Below are 5,048 nucleotides of genomic sequence, written 5' to 3'. Positions count from 1 at the left end.
AGTGACGAGGAGATTGAGGCCGTGCCCCACGGAAAGCGTCCGCATGGAGCGAAAATCAACTTTGCCCGATTTTTCTTAATAAAGGAGGAACTTTGATGAGTAATACGTATGATGCAATCGTGATAGGTGGTGGAGTCATTGGTGGATCCATTGCTTATAACCTTGCAAAACGAGGAAGCAAAGTCCTGTTGTTGGAAAAGGATCGACTTGCAAGTAAATCCTCTGGAGCTGCAGCCGGTATGCTTGGTGCTCAAGCAGAAATGGATGGAGTAGGTTCTCTTTTTCAATTAGCTAAAAAAAGTAGGGGGATGTTCCCGACACTTGCTAATGAAATTAAAGAAAAGACTGGAATAGACATTGATCTTATTAATAAAGGAATGTTAAAGATTTGCTTAAACGATCAGGATCAGCAAGAAAATAAGCGAATCATTACTACTCAACGACAAAACGGAGAAGAAGCAGAGTGGCTTACTGGTAGTGAGATAAGAAAGAAGGAACCAGCAGTGTCCGAAGCTATCACTGGTGCAATGTATCTTGAAAAAGATGGGCATGTTGATGCGACTCAGTTAACTTTAGGATTTCTGAAGTCCGCAACAGTACTTGGTGTAGTAATAAAGGAATACGTAGAGGTTCATTCGTTCAAATTTTCAAATGGCAAAGTCACAGGTATTGAAACGAATGAAGGACATTTTACTAGTGACAAAATTATTGTAGCTGGTGGGGCATGGAGTAACAAGATACTTGCAGAAACAGGGTTACAACTCGATACTTACCCAGTCAAAGGAGAATGTTTTTCTGTGGTGATACAACAACCATTGCTATCGAGTACGATATTTTCTCATGGTTGCTATCTTGTTCCTAAGAAGGGTGGAAGAATTATTGTTGGTGCAACCGTTATTCCAAGAACATTTAACCAACAAGTCACAGTAGAGGGGATTTCCTTACTAATGGAAAAGGCAAAATATCTAGTGCCATCCATTGTGGAGGCGGAATGGGAGCGAGCATGGGCTGGTATTCGTCCGCAAACAGCTGACGGCTTGCCATACTTGGGAGAACACCCTATATATAAAGGACTTTTTGTCGCAACAGGACATTTTAGAAATGGGATATTACTATCACCAATCACTGGTGAGGTCATAGCAGATTTGGTTGAAGGGAAAGAACCACCGCTTAATTTATCACCTTTTCGAGTGGAACGAATGGTAAAGCAATACACCTAAGAATGGAGTGAATCAATTGGAATTAGTAATTAACGGAGACAGATTAGAGATTCCAAATAAGGTAGAAACAATATATAACCTTTTACAACATTTTGAATTAGAACAAAAGGTAGTCATCGTTGAATGGAACGATATGATTTTGGAAAAAGAATTACACCAAGAAACCCAACTTTGTGATGGGGATAAAATAGAGTTAGTACATTTTGTAGGAGGCGGATGAGGATGTTAAAGATTGGGACATATGAATTTAATTCGAGATTACTATTAGGTACAGGAAAATATCCTAATTTTGATATTCAAAAAGAAGCGGTAGATGTTTCGGGGACGCAGATTTTAACGTTCTCTGTTCGTAGGATGAATGTATTCGAACCAAGTTTACCTAACTTCTTAGAAAAATTAGATTTAAAGAAGTATGTTTTACTGCCAAATACCGCAGGGGCAAAAACTGCTAAAGAAGCGGTTCGTATTGCTAAATTAGCAAAGGCTTCTGGGCTATGTGACATGATTAAAGTTGAAGTAATCGGTTGCCAGAAAACCTTATTGCCGGACCCAATTGAGACATTAAATGCTTCGGAAGAGTTGTTAAAAGAAGGGTTTACCGTTCTACCCTATACATCAGACGATGTTCTCCTAGCTAGAAGACTAGAAGAGTTAGGTTGTCATGCCATTATGCCTGGTGCATCCCCAATTGGTTCTGGTCAAGGGATTATTAATCCATTAAACCTTAGCTTTATTATTGAACAAGCAAATGTTCCGATTATAATTGATGCTGGAATTGGCACACCTTCTGACGCTGCTGGCGCTATGGAATTAGGTGCAGATGGTGTGTTACTTAACACTGCGGTTGCTGGCGCTACTGACCCAGTGAAAATGGCTTTAGCCATGAAACTGGCAATTGAAGCGGGACGACTTGGATTTGAAGCAGGTAGAATTCCAATAAAACGGTATGCTACAGCAAGTAGCCCGACGGAAGGAATGAGCATTAGTTGAATGAACGCTATTCAAGACAGGAACTATTTGCGCCAATAGGGTCACAAGGCCAATCGAAATTAACAAAGAAACATGTGTTAGTTATCGGCGCAGGTGCTCTTGGAACAGGGAGTGCCGAAGTACTTGTTCGTGCTGGGATTGGCAAGTTGACGATTGTTGATCGTGACTATGTAGAGTTGAGTAATCTTCAACGTCAACAACTTTATACGGAGAAAGATGCAATGCAAAGAATTCCTAAAGCTATTGCAGCAAAGGAGCGCTTAACACTTATAAATTCGGAAGTAGAAGTTGTGTCCCATGTGATGGATGTCTCTGTCGAGGAACTAGAACAGCTTGTTAAAGATGTGGATTTAATCATGGACGCAACTGACAATTTTGATATCCGAATGATAATTAATGACATTTCTCAGAAGGTTCAAATTCCTTGGATATATGGTGCGTGTGTTGGAAGTTATGGAATTACTTACACAATCCTCCCAGGACAAACTCCTTGTTTAAATTGCCTGCTCGAGACTGTGCCAATGGGTGGAATTACTTGTGACACCGTCGGAATTATTAGTCCTGCTGTTCAAATGGTTGTATCCTACCAAACCTCTGAAGCATTAAAAATATTGGTCGAAGATTACCAATCATTAAGAAAGAAACTCGTATCTTTTGATTTATGGAAGAATCAACATGCAGCTATTAACGTAGACAAGGTTAAGAATGAAGAGTGCTTATCATGCGGAGAAAAGCGAACGTATCCCTATTTGACCTTTTCAAACCAAACCAAAACTGCTGTTTTATGTGGTAGAGATACAGTTCAAATTAGACCTCCTAAACTAGCTGATAGAAATTTAGAAAGTCTAGCTAAAATCCTTTCACAACAAGAAGGGAAGGTATCACTGAATCCATATTTACTGTCTTTTTCAGTGGGACATCATAGGCTTGTTATTTTTAAGGATGGACGGGTACTGATACATGGTACAAAAGACATTGCTGAAGCTAAAACTTTATATCATCGCTACTTGGGTTGAAATGGATTATTAAATCATCAAAGGGGGATATAAAAGTGACGATTGCTAAAGCATTAACGATTGCTGGTTCTGATAGTGGTGGAGGTGCAGGAATTCAAGCAGACATAAAGACGTTTCAAGAACTAGATGTCTATGGGATGTCAGCCATAACAGCAGTGACCGCCCAAAACACGTTAGGGGTACAAGGAATCTTCCCGCTATCAGTAGAAGCAGTTATTCAACAAATAACATCAGTTGCAACTGATTTAAATCCTGATGCCATTAAAACAGGAATGCTTTTTAATAGTGAGTTAATTGAAGCAGTTGCATTTGCTATTAAAAAGGAACAATGGACAAAGGTTGTTGTTGATCCGGTTATGATTGCCAAAGGAGGATCCCAACTGTTACAAGAGGAAGCGGTAGAAACATTAAAAAAACAACTAATTCCACTTGCTTACTGTATTACACCAAATATTCCTGAAGCCGAAAAGTTAGTTGGATATAAAATTTTGTCATTAGAAGATCGAAAAAGAGCTGCACATACAATTTTTCAACTTGGTGCCAAAAATGTAGTGATAAAAGGTGGACACGATGATGGCAACGAAGTAACTGACCTCCTCTATGATGGTGACGTGTACCACCTGTTTTCTGGACCTCGGACATATACAAAACATACCCACGGAACTGGCTGTACATTTTCCGCTGCCATCACTGCTGAACTAGCAAAAGGAAGGTCTATTTTTGATGCGGTAGAAACAGCTAAGTCGTTCATTCAAGCAGCAATAGAGGATAGTTTAGGAATTGGATCTGGTCATGGACCAACTAACCACCTAGCCTACAGACGACGGAAGGTGAATGTTTAATGCATCCAATCAAAGATTTACTAACTTTATATTTTGTAATGGGTAGTCCAAATTGTAAAGAGAACCCTCGACACGTACTACGTGAAGCGATTGAGGGGGGGATTACTCTGTTTCAATACCGTGAAAAAGGTATCGATTGTTTAGCTGACAGGGATAAAGTTGAATTAGCAAAGGACTTACAAGGAATTTGTCGAGAATTTAATGTCCCATTTATTGTGAATGATGACGTGGATTTGGCAATTGAGTTAGACGCGGATGGTGTTCATATTGGCCAAGAAGATATTTCTATTGAAGATGTACGGAAAAGAATTGGAAATAAAATAATTGGAGTATCTGCTCATTCTATAGAAGAAGCTTTAATTGCCATTGATAAGGGAGCAGATTATTTAGGTGTTGGACCCATGTATGCTACAGCAACCAAGTTGGACGCACGAAAAGTTCAAGGTCCTCAACTAATAAGGAAAATGCGTGAAGCTAGTATAACCATCCCAATTGTAGGGATTGGTGGGATAACGCAATCAACAGTAACAGAAGTAATCAATAATGGCGCAGATGGTGTGGCAATTATATCGGCAATTAGCCAATCAAATTTTCCGAAGATCGCAACGCAAGATATAATGCTTAAAATCAAATGAAATTCTGAAAAACATAAAAGTGTATATTCATACAATTGTAATATGTATGTTCTGCTATGCATAGGTTGTAAATGATTATGATATATATTCATGCAAGAATTAGGATCCCCAAGTATACGATTAAAGATTTAAGACTACACTGTTACTATTAAAGGTTGCTTTAAGAAGACACTCCCTCTTCTAGGCACCTTTTTTGTTTATGACCAATCATACATATAGTAGTTGAAAAAGGCTATTTAGAGTTAACTGCCAATCTATAAAACAGGCCTGATCCGCAGTACAGTGTATATAAATAGCAAAGCCTCCCTCGATTTTAGCGAAAGTGGATAGGCTATACTTAGTTGG

6 protein-coding genes are annotated in these 5,048 nt (G+C 39.0%); all 6 read left to right on the top strand.

The genetic code is table 11. The features are described from left to right. Positions 1-95: 95 nt before the first annotated feature. Genes thiO through thiE form a run of 6 tightly spaced genes read left to right on the top strand, consistent with a single transcriptional unit; the run spans position 96 to position 4,703 of the window. On the top strand, positions 96-1,220 hold the full coding sequence (gene thiO / locus B371_RS0101600) for a glycine oxidase ThiO (protein ID WP_019412575.1): 1,125 nt from the start codon (positions 96-98) through the stop codon (positions 1,218-1,220). Between the two features lie 16 nt (positions 1,221-1,236). Beyond that, a complete protein-coding gene (gene thiS / locus B371_RS0101595) occupies positions 1,237-1,440 on the top strand; it encodes a sulfur carrier protein ThiS (protein ID WP_019412574.1) in 204 nt (67 codons plus the stop codon). Positions 1,441-1,442: 2 nt separating this feature from the next. Beyond that, a complete protein-coding gene (locus B371_RS0101590; protein WP_019412573.1) occupies positions 1,443-2,210 on the top strand; it encodes a thiazole synthase in 768 nt (255 codons plus the stop codon). Continuing rightward, positions 2,207-3,226 (top strand): thiazole biosynthesis adenylyltransferase ThiF, encoded by a 1,020-nt coding sequence (locus B371_RS0101585; RefSeq protein WP_019412572.1) that lies wholly within the window; start codon positions 2,207-2,209, stop codon positions 3,224-3,226. Before B371_RS0101590 ends, B371_RS0101585 begins: the two co-directional genes overlap by 4 nt. 35 nt (positions 3,227-3,261) lie before the next feature. Beyond that, positions 3,262-4,068: a bifunctional hydroxymethylpyrimidine kinase/phosphomethylpyrimidine kinase gene (gene thiD, locus B371_RS0101580; protein ID WP_019412571.1), complete on the top strand. Its 807-nt coding sequence runs from the start codon at positions 3,262-3,264 to the stop codon at positions 4,066-4,068. Then, positions 4,068-4,703: a thiamine phosphate synthase gene (gene thiE / locus B371_RS0101575; protein ID WP_019412570.1), complete on the top strand. Its 636-nt coding sequence runs from the start codon at positions 4,068-4,070 to the stop codon at positions 4,701-4,703. Before thiD ends, thiE begins: the two co-directional genes overlap by 1 nt. The last annotated feature ends 345 nt before the right edge of the window (positions 4,704-5,048 follow it).

The organism is Paenisporosarcina sp. TG20, from assembly GCF_000286315.1.
Taxonomy (GTDB): domain Bacteria; phylum Bacillota; class Bacilli; order Bacillales_A; family Planococcaceae; genus Paenisporosarcina.
Note: the sequence above shows the minus strand (reverse complement) of the source record. Positions and strands in the feature narration are given on the sequence as shown.

What these genes read in the sequence shown, in the direction of transcription:
- thiE (WP_019412570.1), top strand. Translation starts at nt 4,068, where the DNA reads ATGCATCCAATCAAAGATTTACTAACTTTATATTTTGTAATGGGTAGT.
- thiO (WP_019412575.1), top strand. Translation starts at nt 96, where the DNA reads ATGAGTAATACGTATGATGCAATCGTGATAGGTGGTGGAGTCATTGGT.
- B371_RS0101590 (WP_019412573.1), top strand. Translation starts at nt 1,443, where the DNA reads ATGTTAAAGATTGGGACATATGAATTTAATTCGAGATTACTATTAGGT.